The following is a 16309-nucleotide window of genomic DNA, read 5'->3' on the forward strand; positions in this document are numbered from 1 at the left end:
ACGCCGACGTCTACACCGGGCGCGTCTCCAACTTCCTCCACCACACCCCCTTCACCTACCTGCGCTCCCACCGCGGCAGCCTCCCCCACGACGAGGCCGCCGAGCGGGACCCGCAGTACGAGTCGCTCACCTCCGGCTACGAGTGGGACGAGACAACCGCCTCCGAACACGGGTAGCGCCTAAGCGGGGGCCACGGCGGGTGGGGAGGAAGGGGGCCCGGGAGACACGTTCACTCTAGCCCGCCTCCCCCATTCTCGAACATCCGTCAACCTTCCCCTCAGCACCCTACAGCCCGACGGCCCGGAAGAGCACGACGCCGAGGGCGATCAGGACCGCGTTCGCCAGCGAGATCGGGAGCAGGTACTTCCAGCCCACCTGCATGAGCTGGTTGTACTTGAAGCGCGGGAAGGTCCAGCGCACCCAAATGAAGAGGAAGGCGAAGAAGCCCACCTTCAGCATCAGGCTCCCAAACTGGAGCAGGGCAAGCAGGGTCGACCCGTCCAGCGCCGGAAACAGGGCAATGAGTTGCGGCTCAAACGGCACCAGGTAGCCCCCAAAGAAGAGGGTGACAATGAAGAAGGAGGCCACGAACCAATTGACGTATTCGGCGAGGAAGAACATGCCGAATTTCATGCCGCTGTACTCGGTATGGTAGCCCGCCACCAGCTCCTCTTCTGCTTCCGGCAGGTCGAAGGGCGCCCGGTTCGTCTCGGCGAACGCGGTCACGATGAAGATGAGACATCCGATGGGGTTGCGCACCGCGTTCCAGCCCAGCAGGGCGCCGCCCGAGTTTTGGTGCTCCACGATCTCCATGAAGTTGAGTGACCCGGCAATGAGCACGACGGAGATCACCGCCAGGCCCATCGACAGCTCGTAGGACACCATTTGCGCCGCCGACCGCAGCCCCCCGAGCAGTGAGAACTTGCTGTTGGAGCTCCACCCGGCGAGGGTGACCCCGTAGACACTGATGGAGGTGAGCGCCAGCAGCATGATGACCCCCACGTCAAGGTCCGTCACCGCAACCCCCTCAGCGAACGGAATGAGCGCCGCAGTGGTCATGGCGATGACGACCATGACCACCGGCGCCATCGAGTGGATGAACTTGTTCGACTGCGCGGGCTGCACGTCCTCCTTCAGCACGAACTTGAGCACGTCGGCAAACGGCTGCAGGAGGCCGAGGGGCCCCACCCGGTTCGGGCCCGGGCGGTTCTGGATGAAGGCCGACACGCGCCGCTCCGCAAACACCAGTAGCGACGCCGAGAGCAGCATCGCGTTGATGACGAGGAAGGCGCCCAGGGCCGTCCAAACCATTGAAGGAATCATGTCCGCGCAGTTGACTTCGGAAGGACGTAGGGAGAGGGCAAAGCTTCAGCGTGTCAAACGTACTCGTTGCCAGCGACGGGCGCAAGCGATCGGGCAATCCGTCGCGCAGGATTGCCGCGCAAACGACGTCATTTTTGGGGAGAGTTCACGGCGTTCTCCGCGGGCCCGCTCCGTTGAAGGCCCCCGGGACGTGGAGACGGGAATGGGGGTCTACAGTGCCCCTCCCCCATCAAGGTGTCCCAAGCACGTTATATATCGACCAGCACAGGAACGGTCTAAGAAGGGGATGCGAATGGGTGCATGTTGTCGTGTTTCTTTTTGAACACGGCCCACCTGCGGGGTTCTCGCGCATCACTTCTCACCTTGCTTTTTTTCTACAATGACCGACCACGAAGAGCTTGTTGACACCCGGGTCCGGGACGTTCTGCGCACGAAGGGCACGCTGAAAAAGAAGGGCGACGTTCTTACGGCCGCTCCCTCCGACACCGTCTACGACTGCATCGACGCCATGGTGGATCGGGACATCGGGTCGATCGTCGTGATGAGCGACGACGAAATCGTGGGCATCTTCACCGAGCGGGATTACATGCGCGACATTGCCCTGAAGGGCCGATCGTCGCCGGAGACCAAGGTCCAGGAGGTCATGACGAGCGAGGTGGCCACCGCCCGCAAGGACGATCAGCTCGAAGAGTGCCTCGACCGGATGACCGACCTAGAGTGTCGTCACCTCCCGGTGGTGGACGAGAACGGCACCCTCACCGACATTATCTCGATGCGGGACTGCGCGGAGCAGATTGCGGAGTCGGCCCAGTCAGGCGCCATGCAGCTCGTGAATTACGTCACCGGCCAGTACCCGAAGATGTAAGGGGTTGTGGAGGGGCCAGACGGGCGCACGCCCCTGCTCTCTGACCGGGGCAGCCCGAAATTGCTGCGGATCCTCGTACCGGACGCGGCCTCCCCCCGTCCGATTCTCAACGACGCCGGGCGCCGCGGCCCGAAGAACGGCATCTTGCCATCGAGGCTCTCGGCGGACGTCCGCCGTTCGTTCCGGGCCAGTGGCGATTGCGGAAGCGCCTCCTTATCCTGGCCGGTGTCAAACGTCCCCACACCGCTCGCCCCCGCCCGATGCTCACGTTCTGCGTCCGCACTCCGTTCTTCGCACTCCTCGCACTCGTCGTTGCCCTGCCCGCCGCCGCCCAGCAGGCGTCGTCGCCGACCGATCGGCGCGCCGACGACGCCCCGGAGGCCCTGTCGACGCGTCGCCCCGTGGCCACCTACTCGATCGTGGCGCGCGACTCGGCGACTGGCCAGCTGGGGGTGGCCGTGCAGTCGCACTGGTTCAGCGTCGGCTCCATCGTGCCGTGGGCGAAGCCCGGCGTCGGCGCCGTGGCCACCCAGTCGTTCGTCGACCCGCGCTACGGCCCGCTCGGCCTGGAACTGATGCAGCACGGCCGCACCGCGGAGGACGCGCTGAAGGCACTCGTCACGACCGACGACGGGCGCGCCGTGCGGCAGGTGGCGATGGTGGACGCCAACGGAAACGTGGCGGCCCATACCGGCGACAATGCTATCGCGGCCACGGGGCACCACACCGGCGCGCAGTACTCGGTGCAGGCCAACATGATGGCGAACGACGACGTGTGGCCCGCCATGGCGGAGGCGTACGAGTCGGCCGACGGCGACCTGGCCTCGCGGCTCCTGGCGGCGCTCGCCGCGGCACAGAACGCAGGGGGCGACATCCGTGGCAAGCAGTCGGCCGCCCTGCTGGTGGTGCGAGATTCGGCCACCGGACAGTCTTGGAATGACCGCCTCTTCGACCTACGCATCCAGGACCACGCCACGCCGGTGCAGGAGCTGACGCGGCTGACACGCATGCAGCGGGCCTACCGCGCGCTCAACGAGGGCGACGCAGCCGTCACGGCGGGGGACATCGACGCGGCGATGCAGAGCTACCGCCGGGCGATGGACATCGTCCCCGACTCCGCAACGAACGGCGAGGCGCCCTTCTGGGTCGGCATCACGCTCGCCGACCAGGGCCGCGTCGACGACGCGATCCCGTACCTCCGCCGCGCCTACCGGCAGCACGAGGACTGGACGCGGCTCGTCCCCCGGCTCCCCGACGCCGGGCTGCTACAGACCGAGGACCTGGCCCAGCGCCTCGTGGAGGCGATGACGGAGGAGCAATGATTCGTCCCGGCGTCCCCGGCTCGGTTCGCGCCCTCCCCTCCGGCACACGTAGCCATGTACGAACAACGTCTGCAGCGTGGCTTCTTCCTGGGCCTCCTGCTGATGGTGACCATCGCGTTCCTGTGGCTGATCGGGCCGTTCTTCAAACCCATCTTCTGGGCCGTCGTGCTGGCGACGCTCTTCTACCCCACCTTTCAGTGGTGGGAGCGGCGGCTACGGGGCCGCTCGGGGCTGGCCTCGGTGGGCACCATCGCGACCATCGTTCTCATCGTCATTGTGCCGCTTCTGCTCGTCGGGCTGCTGGTCGCCTCGGAGGCCTCCTCGGTGTACCGGCGCCTGTCCACCGGCCAGACGACCCTCCCGATGACGGCCCAGGACCTCCGGGACATGCTGCCGGCCGTCGCCGGGCTGCTGGAGCAGTTTGGGGTGAGCCTGCAGGACCTTCAGGCCCAACTGTCGGACGCGGCCCTCGGCGTCAGCCAGTTTCTGGCCACGAACGTGGTCGCGTTCGGCCAAAACGCCCTCCGCGGCACGGGGCTCTTCTTTCTGACGCTGTACCTGCTGTTTTTCTTCCTCCGGGACGGCGCCCGACTCCTGGAGCGGATCGTCGGGGGGCTGCCGATCGGGGACGCCCGCGAGCGACGCCTCTTTCAGAAGTTCGCCGAGGTCTCGCGCGCCACGATCAAGGGCACGATCGTGATCGGCCTCGTGCAGGGCCTTCTCGGCGGCCTCATCTTCTGGATTCTGGGCATCGAGGCCGCGGCGCTCTGGGGCGTGGTGATGGCCGTGCTGTCGTTTCTGCCGGCCGTGGGGGCGGCCCTGGTATGGGTTCCGGCCGCCGCCCTTCTTATCGCCACGGGTCGCCTGTCCGATGGGCTCCTTCTTCTCGTCTTCGGCACCGTCATCATCGGCCTCGCCGACAATGTACTGCGCCCCATTCTGGTGGGCCGCGACACGGAGATGCCTGACTACTTGGTCCTCATCACCACGCTCGGCGGGCTTGCTGCCTTCGGCCTCTCCGGCGTCGTGATCGGCCCCATTATCGGAGCCCTCTTCCTCACAGTCTGGGAAATGTTTGGGCAGGAGTACGCCCACGTTGCGAGCGACAGCGGTGACGCGCCCACTCCAGGAACGACCGGCTGAGCCGTCCCGATCGCTCCTCCCCGTCGTGCACCCCAACCTTCCCGGTGCAGAGCCCTCGACGTCGACGGGGCCGTGGTGGAGAAATGGATGGGCGTCTCCAAGGTCAATTTCCGACGGGTCCCGCCTCCCGTCGGGGCCAGGGCCGCACGGCTGCCTCGGGGGGCAGCGCTCGTTCCTGGGAGGAAGGGCCACCCCGGCCAGTACGGGCCGGGAGATGACGGGCGGGGGAAACCTGAGACACTATGTAGTCTTTTGATTTTAAGTTACTTAATAACAATATGCTAATAAAGCCCTCTGAGGCGTAGATTTACCTTCGTCCACGAGTGATGACGAAACGTCAACCGGAGTGTATTTTTGACATACCGTTAATGCCATCAGGCCGACGAGCCGCCCGTGCTCGGTGTTCGTTTTTTCTACCCGTCCGCCCCGTCGTCGGGCGGTCCACTCACTGGGTCTCCGGCCAGGGCAACGCCGAGGAAGTCGAGTCCACTTGCCACGAGGGACTCCGGGGCGAGGTCGTACCGCTGCCTCAGGCCCTCGCCCTTGTTCGCGGCGAGTTGAATGAGGCCGTGGGTGCTCCCCCAGAGCGTCATGGCGGTCTGCACCGGATCGAGGTCCGACCGCACGGACCCGTCCCCGATGCCATTCCGAATGGCCTCGGCCATCGCCCCGAGCCCCCGGTCCGCCTCCGCGAGGCACCGGCGCATGCGCTCGGAGGCGTCTTCGGGGTTGGCCGTGCGGGACTCGAACTCCGCTACGAGGGCAAAATACGTCGGCTCGTCTCGGGCAAAGTCAACGTACGCGTCGCCGATCCCCCGGAGCTGGCGCAGCCCCGTGTCGTACTCGGCCACGGCGGCCTCGAAACGCGTCCGCATCGACCGGAAGCCTCGGAGCGTTACCGCAAGCACGATGTCGTTCATGTCCTCGAAGTAGACATAGAGCAGGCTCCGGCTGAGGCGGGCCTCCTCCGCGATGTCGGCCATGGTCATGTCGTCACGCCCCGTCTCCGCGAGGACGACCTCGGCGGCGTCGACGATGGTGCCACGTCGCTGTTCTTTCTCTTCGCGCTTGCGCTTCTGAATCGACATCGGAATGGGCGGGACTGAATTTGATAACGTACGCCACTGACACGCTGTCAACCCCGTAGTGTTCTCGGAATGCGTTCGGGCCGGGGTCGGCCGAGCAACCGCGGTACTCGATGTCCTCGATCTAGGAGACCCGGAGGTGGGTTCCATGTCCGCGTCGACGCCCGGCGTCCTACGCACGGTGGAACACACCCGTGGAGCTCCGCTCGCCGAGACCCGCCCTCGGAACGGGACAGGAAAAAGAGGGCTTCTTGACACACCGTCGCCCGTTGACGTTTTGATAACGCGTGATAACAAGAGTGCTCAGAGCCGGGCATTCCGCAAGATAAACGCCTTACACCCACTCGGACCGGCGGCGGCCCGTGCGTTCCGGCCAAGCGCGATGCCGGGCTCCTCGACCCCGAGAGGCCGGAAGGAACGAGGAGAATGGGTGGTTGACGATTTGTCAACAAGCTCAGGTGCAGCCGTCCAGACCGGCGACCGTTCTGGTTTCGGCGTCTTCGGTGCTCAGTCGGTCTCGGGGAGTGAACGCCACGGCGCGTCGGTCAACGTCCCCCCGATCGTGGCGATGCACGCAATAGCATTCCCGTACCACGGGGGCGTAGCGGGCGTTCCGTTCAGCACCGCAAGCGTGGCGAGCAGGGTCGGGACGTAGAAGATCAAAAACAACACCGGAATCAACAGTCGCCCCCACCGCTTTCCGCGACGCATCGGGACGGCGACCAGGACGAGCGTTGCCACGCCGATGCCAATCCAGCCCGCTCCCGCAACATCCATCAGCGCCCCCAACAACGTCTGGAGGGCGGGCTCCACCTCGGCCCACCGGCGCCCGAGCGCATCGGCGTGGTAAGGCATGAATGAGCCACGGAACAGGTACACGCTTCCGAGGGCGACACTGACAACGGAATTGACGCCGTAGAGCGTCGCGGCAATTTTTCTACGGAGGGGCATGGCGGAAGAACATTCAGTTACGAGTCCTCGATGGGATCGGCGGCGGCCTCGTCGATGCCGGCCGCCGCCATTCGGTCGAGCGTGCGTTCCAGGTGCTGGGTGTCGAGCTGGGCCTCCAGCGCCACGAGACGCCCCCACTGAAGGCGGAGTAGATGAACACCTTCGTTCTCGTAGTTCACGCCGTCGGCCGCCACGCCCCGGTCCGTCCAGGCGATCGCGAGGCGGGTGTTCCAGGGCGGCCCCGCAACCAGGATGTCCCGGATGTGAAACCGCAGCTCAGGAAACAGCCGGTAGAGACGTTCGAGCCACGACCGGAAGGCCGCACGGGAGTGCCGCACGCCGCCGAGAGCATGGTCTCCCGCGAAGGTGTGCCGTACATCGGCGGCACACCGCTCGAGTAGCGGCTCCAGGTTCCGGTCCGAGAGTTCCCCGAACGCGTCACGGGCAATCCGCTTCACGAAGGCGTGGTACATGATCGTTTGCCTCGACCTGAAAAAAGCATCTACACTGGTCGCAGCGCCCCCAGAACAACCCCTCGATGCCGGCACCATTCTGGATGGCGCACTTTTTGACACACTGTCAAGTCTGCAGTGTTTTGACGTTCCGTCAAAAGAATGTTTTCCTCATCGCATCTTTATTTTGTTTCGCCGAGGTCCGTGGGCCTACGACGACGTTCCCTCGGAGGTCGAGGTCAGAGCCGTTAACGAACCGTCAACGAAGTCTCCTCTGAGTCGGCGTCGCGGTTGAGCGGCATTTCCCAGACCACGCTGTTGCTTCTTCGTGCTGGTGTCTGCCCTCAATTTGATTTGCCGATTGACACATCGTCTCTCTTCTCGCCTGTCTTACTTGGGACCGAACGGCCGTCCCAGACTGCTCTCGCCACGAGGATCGCGAGCCGGCCAGAGAGCCCCGTCGCACTTCTTGTTCTCCGTCATGTTGCCATCTGCCCTCGATTCCGGTACTCATCCTCGGACTCGGGCACACCGTGACCATTCCTGCAGTCAGAGCGCGGAGGCACAGAACCCATCGTGGCGGTCAAATGCCTCCCAAAATCCGACCGATCGCCGAACACGAAGGGTGCCGACCGGTCCAATTCGCAGTGTCTCGTAACCTTCCTGCCCGTTTTTGCTTGCCTCATGCCGACCGACGCGACGCTTCGCTCCACGCAGCGCGGCACCCTGCCGCCGTCTCCATTTCCCACCGAGGATCCCATTCTCGGCCAGATCGGAGGCACTCCCATGCTTTCGTACCCCGGAGTGGACGACGGGCGGCTGCTCTGCAAGATGGAATCGGCGAACCCGACTCGCTCGATGAAGGACCGGATCGCCATGGGCATTCTCACGGACGCCCTTCAGGAGGGAGACGTTGACCGCGTCGTGGAGGCCAGCTCCGGAAACACGGCGGGTGCCGTGGCCCTCGTCTCCAACCGGCTGGGCCTTCCCTGCACGCTCACGTGCCCGGAGGGCACGAGCCCCCACAAGATCGGCTACATGAAGGCGTTCGGGGCGGAGGTGTGCACCTGCCCGGACGTGGATTCGGACCACCCGGAGCACTACCGGGCGGTGGCCCAGCGCATCGCCGAGGACACGGGGGCGTTCCTCGTCGACCAGTACCACAACCAGGGCAACCCCGGCGTTCACTACCGGTGGACGGGCCCGGAGATCTGGGCACAGGCCGGCGCGGAGATGACGCACCTCGTCAGTGCCATGGGCACGGGCGGACTTCTCAGCGGAAGTGCACGCTTCGTCCAGGAGAAGGCCGAAGAGGTGGGCCGCGAGGTGACCGTCGTGGGCGTTGACGCCAAAGACTCCAACATCTCCACCTCGTTCTACGGCGCTGACCCCGTCCCCTACGACACGTCTGTGGAGGGCCTGGGCAAGGGCGGCGAACTGCCCACCATGTGGTTCGACTACGTGGACGAGATGCGCGACGTGCCCGACGGAGAGGCGTTCCGACAGGCCCGTGACGCGGCCCAGAACCACGGGTTCCCGATCGGGCCAAGTGCCGCCGCTGCCCTCTCTGTGGCCCGAGACATCCACGCAGCGCAGCCGGACGCAACGATCGTCATGATCGTGTGTGACGGCGGCGAACAGTACTTCGACACGCTGTTCGACGTATAGCCTCCTGCTCGACCCTCCCTCAGAAAGCCTACGGGCTTGACTGTCAAAAGGGTGCCACGAGGAGCCTCCTCTCCCGCCTGTTCGCGGTGGGGCACAGGCCGACGAGCAACGCGTTGCCGGCCGAAGATCCGTGAACGCCGCGCCCCGGAAATTGGCATACGGAAACGGGGTCCGCCCCGAACGCTATTCCGTGTCCACCTGATCACGCGTCCCCTGCTCCACCCACTGCACAGCGCGCCGCAGCAGGTCCTCCACCGTCTCATGGCCGAGCTTTTCTTTCGCTCGCCGCCGGTACGTCTCGATCGTCTTTCGGTTCAAGTCGAGCTGGTCGGCGATCTGGCGCACGCTGTAGCCCTCCCCGATTTTTCGGAAGACCGTCAGCTCGCGGTCCGTGAGTTGTTCTAAGGGAGTCGTTTCCGCGTCCCCGCCGCGCACCAGTCGGCTCAAGATGCGGGAAGACACGTGTCGACTCAGGAACACCTGCCCCTCACTCACAAGCTCGATGGCACGCATCACTTCGTCCGTTGACTTCGTCTTCATGACATAGCCGGACGCCCCCGCCTCGACGGCACGCTCCGCGTATAGATCCTCGTTGTACTTCGAGAAAACGAGAATGCGCACCTCCGGCATCTCCGAGCGTATGTCTTGAATGAGCGTCAGCCCATCGGCATCGCCCAGTGAGATCTCCAGCACCACCACGTCGGGATCGTGCTGCTCGACGAGGGCAAGGGCCTCCTCCGAGTTCGCAGATTCCGCCCCCATCTCCATCTCGGGGTGGTCTTCGATCTTCGACCGCAAGACTTCCCGGATGGCCGGATGCTTGTCGACGACGACAATCTGCGTCTTGTCGCGAACCGCTTCGGAGCTCATTCGCTTGAAGTTGGGGGCTGATTAGGTAGAGATCTTGGGGTTGCTCAGGGCCTCGGCGACTCCACACTGGAACGACGGAAGCCCGCAAAGCCCGATGGAATGCAAAAATCCCACCTCACTGGAGGCAAGGCCGGCAATGGTCTTCCGCGTCACCAACATTTGTTTACGTACCCCCTGTTCGCGTTGCACGCCTTCCATACATGTCTCGCCCAGAGCAACTCGCACGGGATAACAGGGACCCTCATGTCACAGCCTCAAGACACCCGAGCAAACTGCCCCGAAGGTGCGCTTTGTTTGCCATAAATCAAACAGGGCGTCCTGTCCCGGGCGTCCCTGCTCATCCGATGGAAACCGTTCTTGGCACGACACGGCCCAAAGGCTCAGCCAGTCGGCATGTTCTTGGCTGGGGACATTCAGCATGTCCGTAACTACGGGAATATTCGCCCCTGCCGTCTACCACATTGGCGCAGATGCCCACCGGAAAATGAGATTGTTCTGACGTGCTCCGATGGATCACATAAGACCAAAAGATGGCACCAGACCCTTCGCAGATTTCGGTCGCAGCAGTTTCGGTGGCTGTGCTGGCTCTGTCCCGTGCTGGTCCGGAACGCGAGGGTGGACGTTTACAGGGGCGATGATCGCCTCTCAAGAGAAGCTCAGGTGTCAGCGGCAGGGGACCTCCCGTCAAGGCCGCTCAGCGTCTTGAGACACGGGTCAAAGTGGGGGCTTGCGCTTTCGGTGGGTATTTGGGGCAACACGCTCCCTCACTGACTCGGGACCGCCATCGGTTTTTTCTCTTCACAGAACATGCCGACCGGTCGCCAGGAGCACTACCCGTCGGCCTCTTCGTCACTGGCCTCGCCCGATGCCTTCTCGTCGGCCGACCCCTCCACATCTCCGTCGGGCATTCCCGACACCTTCTTTCCTGCTCCCGGAGCGGAGGCCCACTGGACCGCGAACTGAAGCAGCTTCGATACAGAATCAAACCCGAGCTTTTCCTTCGCCCGCCGCCGGTACGTCTCTACGGTCTTTCGCGCCAGGTTGAGCCGATCCTGGATCTCTTCGATGCTGCACCCCTCCCCGAGCATCTGAAAGACCGCCAGCTCCCGGTCGGTGAACTCCTCAATTGGGAAACTGGGCTCCGAAGACTCCCCGCGGGCCACCTTGTTCAAAATCTGCGAGGCCATTTTCCGGCTCAGAAACACCTCCTCTTCGTTCACCACCCGGATCGCTTCAATAAGGTCCTCGGTGGGCTGATCCTTCATCAGGTAGCCGGAAGCGCCGGCCTGGATGGCCCGCTCCGCGTAGACCATTTCGTCGTACATCGAGTACACCACGATTTGCACCTCCGGGCACTGCGACTGGAGGTTTTGCACGAGGTCCAGGCCGTGGGCATCCTCCAGGGAAATGTCAATGACGGCCGTGTCCGGCATCTGCTCTTCGATCTTCCGGAAGGCCTCGTCCGAGGAGGTCGCCATTCCACAGACCTCTACGTCGAGGGTGTCATCGATGCGGTTGCGGATCGCCTCAAGGATCGCCGGATGGTCGTCGACGAGGAATGTCCGAATATGAGTTGTAGACTGGTCCGGCATGTAGGGTGAGAAGACGATGAGAAAGATGACGCGGACGGACTGTTGGCGCCTGGCCGTTCCGATTATTGCGGCCAAAGATTATAGAATTCTCTAAAACGCAAATCGTTCACACGGGCATGTGCACGCCCACGTCCCTATCAACAAGATGAGGGGCTAGGACGTCCGCCAGGGGAGGATAGGGCCCCTACGGATGATTCTACTGATGATTCGTGGACACGGAGGCCGACGGAAGGATAAGGGTGAAGGTACTTCCCTCCCCCTTCTCCGTTTCGACATCCACCTCCCCGTCGTGACGGCTGATGATCTCATTCACGAGATAGAGCCCGAGCCCCAGTGACACCTCTCCGTCCGTGGGCTGCTGGGCCAGACGTTGAAACGGCTTGAACAGCCGATCTAGGTCGTCCTCGTTGAGCCCAGGCCCACTGTCCGATACGGAAAAGCGCACCTCGTCTCTCGTCTCTTGGACGCGGACCTCTATGGTCTCCCCGCGGGGAGAGTACTTCAGGGCGTTGTTCATGATGTTCTTCATGGCCTCGAGGAGCCGCACATCGTCCCCAATCACCATCGCTTCGTCGGCAAACGCGGCCCGCCGCAGCGTCTGATCTTTATACTCGGCGTGTGGCTGAAAGCTTTCGACCACTTGCTCAGCCAGGGCCGAAACGTCGACTGGGGCGAAGGAGAAGTCGTCGGCCAAGACGGGCGGCGAGGAAAAATCCAGATCCTCAAGGTAGCCGGACGCTTCCTTGGCCGACGTGTGGATCAACTCAATCTTGCGTTTGGCGTCACTGGACAGCTGCTGATCTTTCTCAAGCAGGATGTCGGACAGACGCTCGATGGCCAGAATGGGATTCTTCAACTCATGCAGCACAGCGGAGATCTGTCTCGAATCGTCACTCATCGTACTCCCTGGAATAAACCCATCAGTGCCTACAGCCTATGCGAGGTCGCTCTCATGCCCCACGCCCCCCGTAGGAACAGAGCCACAACCGCTTCTCCCCCTACTTGCCGAACGAGCACGGGACGCTCGTCTGTCGTCATGCCTGAAAACAACGTGCCACAGGTGCCCGCACGGAGCAGGACACTCTTCTTTCGGCAAAGGCTCTCTTCTGAGCCGACCAGTTTCTAAGAAAAGCCCCCCTGCCTTCGTTTTTCAAGGCCTCAGACGGAGGTCCAGCACCAAAAAGCTTACCGTCTCTGCGCCTGAGCGCCTCGGGACGACTGGCTATACTCCATTTTAACGTAAAGTACCGGGTAAACTTTTCGATTTCAAGATACAAGTTTTCGGATAATGCCCTCTTAACCAAGCCCGATCGGGTCGATCGTGCTCCTCATGGCGGACACAGAGTACGGGCCCCGCCCCAAAACAGACGGTCAGTGGGTCGAATTGTCGTTCTCTCGGGGACGAGCGGGACGTTTTTTCATCCCTGGCGGTCTTCCAAGATGGCCCAGTACAGCTCCACGCTCTTCCGGCGCAGATCCGAGAGGGTGCCGTCATTTTCGAGCACGTGGTCGGCTCGTTTACGAAGCTCGTCCTGGGAAAGCTGATGCTGCATGCGGTCTCGTACCTGCTCGTGCGATGCGTCGTCTCGGGCCGTCACCCACGCAAGGCGGTCGGCCTTCGGGGCCACCACGGCGGCCGTGACGTCGACGTGCGCGTCGCCCCCCGCCTCGAAGAGAAGTGCGGCTTCGTGGACGAGCAGGGATACGTCTTCGTCCACCGCCCGCTCCTTGGCCGCCTCGAAGGCGTCAAAGACACGCGGATGCACGATGGCATTCAGGCGCTTCACCCGCGCAGCCTCCCCGAAGACCTGCTCGGCCAAGTAGGCCCGGTTCAGGGTGTCGTCGTCCCGGTAGGCCGCCGCCCCGAACGCATCGACGATGGCGGCCCGCACGGCGGGATCCTCCTGCATGAGCCGCTTCGCTTCCAGGTCGGCGTAGAAGACCCGGGCTCCCTGCTCTTCCAGGAAGCCACAAACGGTCGTTTTTCCGCTCCCGATGCCCCCCGTGACACCCAAGGTGGTCACAACATCGATGTGTGAATGGCAAACGCCGGGCGGACGTCGAAGGGGCGGTGGCGAGTGCTCTTTTCCGCGGCGCATCCTTCCACACTCGCGCCTCGCCCTCGGCCAATCATCCTGGAGGCCAGTTCATGCGGCGCCCCCCGAGGAGATGGAGATGAAGGTGCCACACCGACTGCCCGCCGTCGTCTCCACAGTTGATGACGGTGCGGTAGCCGTCGCGCAGTCCTTCCTCCTGGGCCAGCTCCCGGGCCACCACGAACAGGTGCCCCACCAGGTCCGTGTCCTCCGGATCGAGGTCGTCGAGCGACGGGATGGGCTTGCGGGGAACGATAAGGATGTGCGTGGGCGCCTCCGGGTTGATGTCCCGAAAGGCGACACATCGATCATCCTCGTGGACGATGTCGGCGTCTTCTTCGCCGTCGATTATGCGCTGAAAAATGGTTTTCTCGGACATGGAACGGATCCACGAGTCCGTGAACAGAATGGAGCGAACGGCCTTCGACTGAGAGGCCGTGTCTTTGCAATTACGGTTGCGATCACAATATAGCGGACGCGACGGCCGAATCACAAGGGCCCGCTCGCCCGGGAACGCCCCTTCCGCGATGCTTCCGTTTCATGTGCGAACAGCTTGACAACTATGCGTCCGCTCGTCTCCACCGAACAACATCGGCCCTCGTGGCCGGTACAAGACGTACTCTTTTGCATCCTGGCCTCTATGCTCCGATTTCAACATGTCCACGGTTTACATCACCCGCAAGGTTCACTTCAATGCTGCTCATCGGCTTCACAACCCAGAGAAGTCGGACGCGTGGAATGAGGCCACCTACGGGAAGGACAACAACCCAAACTGGCACGGCCACAACTACGAGTTGGAGGTGACGGTGGCCGGCGAGCCGGACCCTGAGACCGGATATGTAGTCGACCTGGGCATCCTGAAGGAGATTCTCCACGACCGGGTGCTCGACAAGGTGGACCACCAGAACCTGAACCTCGAAGTGGACTTCATGGACGGGGTCATTCCGTCAAGCGAAAATTTTGCGATCGCCATCTGGAACGAGATCGACGACGCACTTCCTGGCGGGGAGCTCCACTGCGTACGACTGTACGAGACCCCCCGCAACTTCGTGGAGTACCGGGGCGAGTAGCCGCCCCGACCGCCGCATCCACTCGCTGTTTCATCACTTCCCTTTCTGCAATGGCCGAGAAAAAGATCGAAACGAGCGGACTCCGCACCAACGGCTCCGCCGACGGCATGCCGCCGAAGCTCTACGAGCGGCGCGACATCTACGACGAGGAAACGTCCGAGGCGCTCAGCGAGCACATCGAGGCCATCCTCGAGATTCTGGGCGAGGACTCCGATCGAGAGGGCCTCGCCGACACCCCAGAACGGGTGGCCCGCGCTTACCAGTTCTTGATGCACGGGTACGCCCTCGACCCGAAGGACATTCTCCGACAGGCCGTCTTCGAAGAGGCCTACGACGAGATGATTCTTGTGAAGGACATCGAGGTGTACTCGATGTGCGAGCACCACATGCTTCCCTTCTACGGCAAGGCCCACGTGGCCTACATTCCGGACGACAAGATTGTGGGCCTTAGCAAGATCCCAAGGACCGTCGAGGTCTTCGCCCGCCGCCTGCAGGTGCAGGAGCGGCTGACCCTCCAGATCCGGAACGCCATCGACGAGGTCATTGACCCTATGGGCACGGCCGTCGTCATCGAGGCGAAGCACCTTTGCATGATGATGCGAGGGGCCGAGAAGCAAAACTCGGCGACCACCACGAGCTCGGTGAGCGGCGAGTTCGACGAGCACGCCACCCGGGCCGAGTTTATGCGCCTCATCGGCGCCACCGAGTAAACAATCGCGAATGATGAACGGCGAGTTCCGAGTTGTGGTCGTGCTCGAGATGCACGGCGGCCGTTCGGTGCGGGCGCCTCATTCGATTCGACATCCGAAAACCGCACGTCGAGAATGATTGCAGTTGTTACCGGCGCGAGCCAGGGCATCGGCCGGGCCATCGCGGAAGCCTTTTCCGAGCGCGACGGCGCGAAGGTGGCGCTCGTGGCCCGCACGCGCTCAACCCTGGAGCGAACCGCAGACGCCTGCCGGGCGCACGGAGGCACCCCGCTCGTGGTGCCGGCGGACGTGACCGACGACGGAGCGGTGGCCGATATGGCAGCGGCGGTGCACGACGAGTGGGGGCCCCCGGACGTACTCGTCAACAACGCGGGCATGTTTGAGTACGCCCCCGTCAGCGAGCTCACGGTGGACGGCTTCCGCGACCAGATCGACGTCAACCTTACGAGCGCCTTCGCCGTCACGACGGCGTTTCTCCCTGCGATGCGCGAGCGGGGCGCCGGGCACCTCTTCTTCATGGGGTCGGTGGCCTCTCTCATGGCGTACCCGGGCAATGCCGGCTACTGCGCCGCCAAGCACGGCCTCCGCGGCCTCGCTCGTACGGTCCGCGAGGAAACGAAAGACGAGGGCCTCCGCGTGACGACAGTGCTGCCCGGCGCCACCGACACGCCCACCTGGGAGGGGGCCGACATTCCGAGCGAGCGCCTCATGGCCCCGGCGGACGTGGCGCAGTCCGTCGTGGACGCCTACCACCTCTCCGACCGCACCGTGCTCGAAGAGTTGCTTCTCCGCCCGCAGGAGGGAGATGTGTGAGTTACGCGTCGTCCCCCGAGAGCCGCTCTTCAGGCACCCACGCCCACTTCATTGTGCCCGCCACGAGTGTCGTGTCGTCCCCGGGCTCCGTGAGGCGCACGTCGACCTCGATCTGCCCGAGGGGCCGCGACCGAATTTGCGCGGATTCGTCGTCGGTAAGGGTCGCCTCCGCCTGGACGGCGGCCCGCGCGAAGGTCTCGAACGATACATCCATCGTGCGCAGCAGGGGCGAGGAGCCGTCCGGCACGTTGAGGGCCACGACGAGCCCCGACGCCGTCTCGGCGAGGAGCGCGAGCGCCGCGGCGTGGAGCCCCCCGAGGTGGTTGCGCAGGCGCCGCTCGTTGTCGAG

Annotated in this window: 17 protein-coding genes and 1 pseudogene; 8 read left to right on the forward strand and 10 right to left on the reverse strand. The window is 63.7% G+C overall.

Annotated features, from left to right (window positions below):
• A pseudogene (locus V5A20_RS14105) lies at positions 1-176 on the forward strand (HAD-IG family 5'-nucleotidase); the annotation flags it as partial.
• Positions 177-285: 109 nt separating this feature from the next.
• On the opposite strand, the gene nuoH reads toward V5A20_RS14105, so the two are convergent.
• Complete coding sequence (nuoH, locus tag V5A20_RS08725) at positions 286-1323, reverse strand: NADH-quinone oxidoreductase subunit NuoH (RefSeq protein ID WP_332316032.1); 1038 nt, start codon at positions 1321-1323, stop codon at positions 286-288.
• Between the two features lie 379 nt (positions 1324-1702).
• Between nuoH and V5A20_RS08730 the strand changes: the two genes are divergently transcribed.
• The 3 genes from V5A20_RS08730 (at position 1703) to V5A20_RS08740 (ending at position 4653) form a co-directional block, all read left to right on the forward strand.
• A complete protein-coding gene (locus tag V5A20_RS08730) occupies positions 1703-2188 on the forward strand; it encodes a CBS domain-containing protein (protein ID WP_332316031.1) in 486 nt (161 codons plus the stop codon).
• Between the two features lie 260 nt (positions 2189-2448).
• A complete protein-coding gene (locus V5A20_RS08735) occupies positions 2449-3510 on the forward strand; it encodes a DUF1028 domain-containing protein (RefSeq protein ID WP_332316030.1) in 1062 nt (353 codons plus the stop codon).
• Positions 3511-3564: 54 nt separating this feature from the next.
• A complete protein-coding gene (locus tag V5A20_RS08740) occupies positions 3565-4653 on the forward strand; it encodes an AI-2E family transporter (RefSeq protein WP_332316029.1) in 1089 nt (362 codons plus the stop codon).
• Between the two features lie 413 nt (positions 4654-5066).
• On the opposite strand, the gene V5A20_RS08745 is transcribed toward V5A20_RS08740, so the two are convergent.
• From V5A20_RS08745 to V5A20_RS08755, 3 genes are all read right to left on the reverse strand, one after another.
• Positions 5067-5741 carry a TetR/AcrR family transcriptional regulator gene (locus V5A20_RS08745; protein ID WP_332327136.1) on the reverse strand — a complete coding sequence of 225 codons (675 nt, stop codon included), beginning with the start codon at positions 5739-5741 and terminating at the stop codon, positions 5067-5069.
• Positions 5742-6245: 504 nt separating this feature from the next.
• Positions 6246-6593, reverse strand: a complete 348-nt coding sequence (locus tag V5A20_RS08750) for a hypothetical protein (RefSeq protein ID WP_332327137.1) — start codon at positions 6591-6593, stop codon at positions 6246-6248.
• Positions 6594-6706: 113 nt separating this feature from the next.
• Positions 6707-7162 carry a nuclear transport factor 2 family protein gene (locus V5A20_RS08755; protein ID WP_332316026.1) on the reverse strand — a complete coding sequence of 152 codons (456 nt, stop codon included), beginning with the start codon at positions 7160-7162 and terminating at the stop codon, positions 6707-6709.
• 663 nt (positions 7163-7825) lie between these two features.
• Here V5A20_RS08755 and V5A20_RS08760 point away from each other — a divergent pair.
• A complete protein-coding gene (locus V5A20_RS08760; RefSeq protein ID WP_332316025.1) occupies positions 7826-8809 on the forward strand; it encodes a PLP-dependent cysteine synthase family protein in 984 nt (327 codons plus the stop codon).
• A 183-nt stretch (positions 8810-8992) separates the two neighbouring features.
• Here the strand turns inward: V5A20_RS08760 and V5A20_RS08765 are convergent, their stop codons facing one another.
• The 5 genes from V5A20_RS08765 to V5A20_RS08785 form a co-directional block, all read right to left on the reverse strand.
• Entirely contained in the window at positions 8993-9679 is a 687-nt protein-coding gene (locus V5A20_RS08765) for a response regulator transcription factor (protein ID WP_332316024.1), read from the reverse strand.
• 830 nt (positions 9680-10509) lie between these two features.
• Entirely contained in the window at positions 10510-11271 is a 762-nt protein-coding gene (locus V5A20_RS08770; RefSeq protein WP_332316023.1) for a response regulator transcription factor, read from the reverse strand.
• 196 nt (positions 11272-11467) lie between these two features.
• Positions 11468-12169, reverse strand: a complete 702-nt coding sequence (locus V5A20_RS08775; protein ID WP_332316022.1) for a sensor histidine kinase — start codon at positions 12167-12169, stop codon at positions 11468-11470.
• A gap of 520 nt (positions 12170-12689) precedes the next feature.
• Entirely contained in the window at positions 12690-13295 is a 606-nt protein-coding gene (gene coaE, locus V5A20_RS08780; protein ID WP_332316021.1) for a dephospho-CoA kinase, read from the reverse strand.
• A gap of 106 nt (positions 13296-13401) precedes the next feature.
• Positions 13402-13746: a histidine triad nucleotide-binding protein gene (locus V5A20_RS08785; protein ID WP_332316020.1), complete on the reverse strand. Its 345-nt coding sequence runs from the start codon at positions 13744-13746 to the stop codon at positions 13402-13404.
• Between the two features lie 277 nt (positions 13747-14023).
• Here V5A20_RS08785 and V5A20_RS08790 point away from each other — a divergent pair, with 277 nt between their 5' ends.
• The 3 genes from V5A20_RS08790 to V5A20_RS08800 all read left to right on the forward strand — a co-directional run bounded on the left by V5A20_RS08790 (position 14024) and on the right by V5A20_RS08800 (position 15960).
• Positions 14024-14437 carry a 6-pyruvoyl trahydropterin synthase family protein gene (locus V5A20_RS08790; RefSeq protein ID WP_332316019.1) on the forward strand — a complete coding sequence of 138 codons (414 nt, stop codon included), beginning with the start codon at positions 14024-14026 and terminating at the stop codon, positions 14435-14437.
• A 107-nt stretch (positions 14438-14544) separates the two neighbouring features.
• Entirely contained in the window at positions 14545-15147 is a 603-nt protein-coding gene (gene folE, locus V5A20_RS08795) for a GTP cyclohydrolase I FolE (RefSeq protein WP_442978391.1), read from the forward strand.
• Between the two features lie 114 nt (positions 15148-15261).
• Entirely contained in the window at positions 15262-15960 is a 699-nt protein-coding gene (locus V5A20_RS08800) for an SDR family oxidoreductase (RefSeq protein ID WP_332316017.1), read from the forward strand.
• A gap of 1 nt (position 15961) precedes the next feature.
• On the opposite strand, the gene V5A20_RS08805 is transcribed toward V5A20_RS08800, so the two are convergent.
• A partial coding sequence (locus V5A20_RS08805; protein ID WP_332327139.1) for a DUF4442 domain-containing protein occupies positions 15962-16309 on the reverse strand: 348 nt, incomplete at its 5' end.

This window comes from Salinibacter sp. (genome assembly GCF_036626415.1).
Classification (GTDB): Bacteria; Bacteroidota; Rhodothermia; order Rhodothermales; family Salinibacteraceae; genus Salinibacter.

Bases quoted from the DNA above. Each gene is read 5' to 3' on its own strand.
- V5A20_RS08770 (WP_332316023.1), bottom strand. From the start codon at position 11,271: ATGCCGGACCAGTCTACAACTCATATTCGGACATTCCTCGTCGACGAC.
- V5A20_RS08745 (WP_332327136.1), bottom strand. From the start codon at position 5,741: ATGTCGATTCAGAAGCGCAAGCGCGAAGAGAAAGAACAGCGACGTGGC.
- V5A20_RS08800 (WP_332316017.1), top strand. From the start codon at position 15,262: ATGATTGCAGTTGTTACCGGCGCGAGCCAGGGCATCGGCCGGGCCATC.
- V5A20_RS08735 (WP_332316030.1), top strand. From the start codon at position 2,449: ATGCTCACGTTCTGCGTCCGCACTCCGTTCTTCGCACTCCTCGCACTC.
- V5A20_RS08765 (WP_332316024.1), bottom strand. From the start codon at position 9,679: ATGAGCTCCGAAGCGGTTCGCGACAAGACGCAGATTGTCGTCGTCGAC.
- V5A20_RS08740 (WP_332316029.1), top strand. From the start codon at position 3,565: ATGTACGAACAACGTCTGCAGCGTGGCTTCTTCCTGGGCCTCCTGCTG.
- folE (WP_442978391.1), top strand. From the start codon at position 14,545: ATGCCGCCGAAGCTCTACGAGCGGCGCGACATCTACGACGAGGAAACG.
- V5A20_RS08790 (WP_332316019.1), top strand. From the start codon at position 14,024: ATGTCCACGGTTTACATCACCCGCAAGGTTCACTTCAATGCTGCTCAT.
- V5A20_RS08775 (WP_332316022.1), bottom strand. From the start codon at position 12,169: ATGAGTGACGATTCGAGACAGATCTCCGCTGTGCTGCATGAGTTGAAG.
- V5A20_RS08730 (WP_332316031.1), top strand. From the start codon at position 1,703: ATGACCGACCACGAAGAGCTTGTTGACACCCGGGTCCGGGACGTTCTG.
- V5A20_RS08785 (WP_332316020.1), bottom strand. From the start codon at position 13,746: ATGTCCGAGAAAACCATTTTTCAGCGCATAATCGACGGCGAAGAAGAC.
- V5A20_RS08760 (WP_332316025.1), top strand. From the start codon at position 7,826: ATGCCGACCGACGCGACGCTTCGCTCCACGCAGCGCGGCACCCTGCCG.
- V5A20_RS08755 (WP_332316026.1), bottom strand. From the start codon at position 7,162: ATGTACCACGCCTTCGTGAAGCGGATTGCCCGTGACGCGTTCGGGGAA.
- nuoH (WP_332316032.1), bottom strand. From the start codon at position 1,323: ATGATTCCTTCAATGGTTTGGACGGCCCTGGGCGCCTTCCTCGTCATC.
- V5A20_RS08750 (WP_332327137.1), bottom strand. From the start codon at position 6,593: ATGCCTTACCACGCCGATGCGCTCGGGCGCCGGTGGGCCGAGGTGGAG.